Source organism: Pantoea sp. GbtcB22 (genome assembly GCF_019091025.1).
Classification (GTDB): domain Bacteria; phylum Pseudomonadota; class Gammaproteobacteria; order Enterobacterales; family Enterobacteriaceae; genus Pantoea; species Pantoea leporis.
The window spans coordinates 1-273 of sequence record NZ_JAGXKB010000190.1 but is presented as its reverse complement, the minus strand read 5'-3'; the positions used below and the strand labels follow the sequence as shown (position 1 = coordinate 273).

At 56.0% G+C, this 273-nt stretch carries 1 pseudogene; it reads left to right on the top strand.

The features are described 5' to 3' along the window. Window positions 1–202: pseudogene (locus KVT28_RS25130) on the top strand (ABC transporter substrate-binding protein); the annotation flags it as partial. Window positions 203–273: the final 71 nt, after the last annotated feature.

Here is a 273-nt window from a genome sequence, read left to right as displayed (position 1 = left end):
GGTTCTCGCCTTTGGCGTATCGCAAATGAAAGCGCTGCACCTGATTGACGTCGGCGATGCCGCGCAGCAAGGCTTAGGCGTGATGACGAATAAGCGCTGGCAGGCAACGCGTGACTTTATGGTCAACGCCGGTTTACTCAAAGCGTCCACCGACTGGCAGAGTGCGTTTAGCACGCAGTTTGTCCCGGCGAAAGTGGAGTGAGGTGCTCATGAGCCAACTGCTAATTCAATTCTGCGCCGCGATCCTGACCGTCGATAAACAGCAACCGCGTA